Origin of the sequence: Smaragdicoccus niigatensis DSM 44881 = NBRC 103563 (assembly GCF_000380645.1) — a bacterium.
GTDB lineage: Bacteria > Actinomycetota > Actinomycetes > Mycobacteriales > Mycobacteriaceae > Smaragdicoccus > Smaragdicoccus niigatensis.
The window spans coordinates 1-3,248 of the sequence record NZ_AQXZ01000002.1 but is presented as its reverse complement, the minus strand read 5'-3'; the positions used below and the strand labels follow the sequence as shown (position 1 = coordinate 3,248).

1 rRNA gene is annotated in these 3,248 nt (G+C 55.6%); it reads left to right on the top strand.

Features of this window, described 5'->3' with window-relative positions:
* The first annotated feature begins 40 nt into the window (after nt 1-40).
* Nucleotides 41-3,137: ribosomal RNA gene (locus tag F600_RS0100025) — 23S ribosomal RNA — on the top strand.
* Nucleotides 3,138-3,248: the final 111 nt, after the last annotated feature.

Here is a 3,248-nt window from a genome sequence, read left to right as displayed (position 1 = left end):
GTTTCTTTGTGGGGTTTTATTCTTTGTAGTGTTTTTGTTGAGGTAAGTGCTTAAGGGCACACGGTGGATGTCTTGGCACCAGGAGCCGATGAAGGACGTAGTAGGCTGCGATAAGCCTCGGGGAGCTGTCAAACGAGCTGAGATCCGAGGATTTCCGAATGGGGGAACCCAGCACCAGTGATGTGGTGTTACCCGCCGCTGAATATATAGGCGGTGTGGAGGGAACGCGGGGAAGTGAAACATCTCAGTACCCGCAGGAAGAGAAAACAACATGTGATTCCGTGAGTAGTGGCGAGCGAAAGCGGATGAGGCTAAACCGTATGCATGTGATACCCGGCGGGGGTTGTGTGTGCGGGGTTGTGGGGTTCACTGTCTCAGATCTGCCGGTCTGGGCAACAGTTACAAAGCCAGTGGTTAACGGAAGTCGTTTGGAACGGCGCGCCGTAGACGGTGAGAGCCCGGTACGTGAAAACCAGCTGGCCTGTTGATGTGAATACCCGAGTAGCAGCGGGCTCGTGGAATCTGCTGTGAATCTGCCGGGACCACCCGGTAAGCCTGAATACTCCCTGGTGACCGATAGCGGACAAGTACCGTGAGGGAAAGATGAAAAGTACCCCGGGAGGGGAGTGAAATAGTACCTGAAACCGTGTGCCTACAATCCGTCAGAGCCTGTAAGGGTGATGGCGTGCCTTTTGAAGAATGAGCCTGCGAGTCATCGATATGTGGCGAGGTTAACCCGTGTGGGGCAGCCGTAGCGAAAGCGAGTCTGAATAGGGCGTTGAGTCGCATGTCATGGACCCGAAGCGGTGTGATCTACCCATGGCCAGGGTGAAGCGACGGTAAGACGTCGTGGAGGCCCGAACCCACTTAGGTTGAAAACTGAGGGGATGAGCTGTGGGTAGGGGTGAAAGGCCAATCAAACACCGTGATAGCTGGTTCTCCCCGAAATGCATTTAGGTGCAGCGTCGTTCGTTCCACCTCGGAGGTAGAGCACTGGATGGTCTAGGGGGCCCACAAGCTTACCGAAATCAGCCAAACTCCGAATGCCGAGGTGCTAGAGAACGGCAGTGAGACTGCGGGGGATAAGCTTCGTAGTCGAGAGGGAAACAGCCCAGATCGCCGGCTAAGGCCCCTAAGCGTGTACTAAGTGGAAAAGGATGTGGGATCGCGAAGACAACCAGGAGGTTGGCTTAGAAGCAGCCACCCTTGAAAGAGTGCGTAATAGCTCACTGGTCAAGTGGTTCTGCGCCGACAATGTAGCGGGGCTCAAGTACACCGCCGAAGCCGCGGCATTCATGCAACGCTCCTTTCGAGGCAGCGGCATGGATGGGTAGGGGAGCGTCGTGTGCCCATGGAAGCGCCGGAGTGATCCAGGCGTGGAGGGCACGCGAGTGAGAATGCAGGCATGAGTAGCGAAAGACGAGTGAGAAACTCGTCCGCCGAATGACCAAGGGTTCCTGGGCCAGGCTAATCCGCCCAGGGTGAGTCGGGACCTAAGGCGAGGCCGACAGGCGTAGTCGATGGACAACGGGTTGATATTCCCGTACCCGTGTATCCGCGCCCATGATGAATCAGTTGTGCTAACCACCCAAAAGGTGAGGGACCTCCTTCGGGAGGCCGGATCTGGCTGCGTGGGACCCCGGTTGGTAGTAGTCAAGCGATGGGGTGACGCAGGAAGGTAGTGGGGCCAGTCAGTGGTAGTACTGGTGTAAGCCGGTAGGGCGAACGGTAGGCAAATCCGCCGTTCATGTGCCTGAGAGGTGATGCGTAGCCGATGCGGCGAATTCCATGATCCTATGCTGCCGAGAAAAGCCTCTAGCGAGCTGATACACGGCCCGTACCCCAAACCGACACAGGTGGTCAGGTAGAGAATACTAAGGCGATCGAGATAACTGTGGTTAAGGAACTCGGCAAAATGCCCCCGTAACTTCGGGAGAAGGGGGGCCCATTCTGGTGACGACACTTGCTGTCTGAGCTGGCGTGGGCCGCAGAGACCAGTGAGAAGCGACTGTTTACTAAAAACACAGGTCCGTGCGAAGTCGTAAGACGATGTATACGGACTGACGCCTGCCCGGTGCTGGAAGGTTAAGAGGACCCGTCAACCGAAAGGTGAAGCGGAGAATTTAAGCCCCAGTAAACGGCGGTGGTAACTATAACCATCCTAAGGTAGCGAAATTCCTTGTCGGGTAAGTTCCGACCTGCACGAATGGCGTAACGACTTCTCAGCTGTCTCGACCACAGACTCGGCGAAATTGCACTACGAGTAAAGATGCTCGTTACGCGCGGCAGGACGAAAAGACCCCGGGACCTTCACTATAGCTTGGTATTGGTGTTCGGTACGGTTTGTGTAGGATAGGTGGGAGACTGTGAAGCGGCCACGCCAGTGGTTGTGGAGTCAACGTTGAAATACCACTCTGATCGTATTGGATATCTAACCTCGGACCCTGATCGGGTTCAGGGACAGTGCCTGGTGGGTAGTTTAACTGGGGCGGTTGCCTCCCAAAATGTAACGGAGGCGCCCAAAGGTTCCCTCAGCCTGGTTGGCAATCAGGTATCGAGTGTAAGTGCACAAGGGAGCTTGACTGTGAGACAGACATGTCGAGCAGGGACGAAAGTCGGGACTAGTGATCCGGCACCGGCAAGTGGAAGCGGTGTCGCTCAACGGATAAAAGGTACCCCGGGGATAACAGGCTGATCTTCCCCAAGAGTCCATATCGACGGGATGGTTTGGCACCTCGATGTCGGCTCGTCGCATCCTGGGGCTGGAGTAGGTCCCAAGGGTTGGGCTGTTCGCCCATTAAAGCGGCACGCGAGCTGGGTTTAGAACGTCGTGAGACAGTTCGGTCTCTATCCGCCGCGCGCGTAAGAAACTTGAGGAAGGCTGTCCCTAGTACGAGAGGACCGGGACGGACGAACCTCTGGTGTGCCAGTTGTTCCACCAGGAGCACCGCTGGTTGGCCACGTTCGGAAGGGATAACCGCTGAAAGCATCTAAGCGGGAAGCCTGTTCCAAGATTAGGTTTCTCACCCCCTTTGAGGGGATAAGGCCTCCCACAGACCATGGGTTTGATAGGCCAGAACTGGAAGCACAGCAATGTGTGGAGGTGACTGGTACTAACCGGCCGAAAACTTACCCCAAAAACACTACAAAGACTAAAACCTCAGGGTTGTCTGCTTTTGTAGAAAAGCCTGTAGCGAATTGATATTCACGTCCACTGTCCGGTATCTGAAACAACACACCACCCCGCT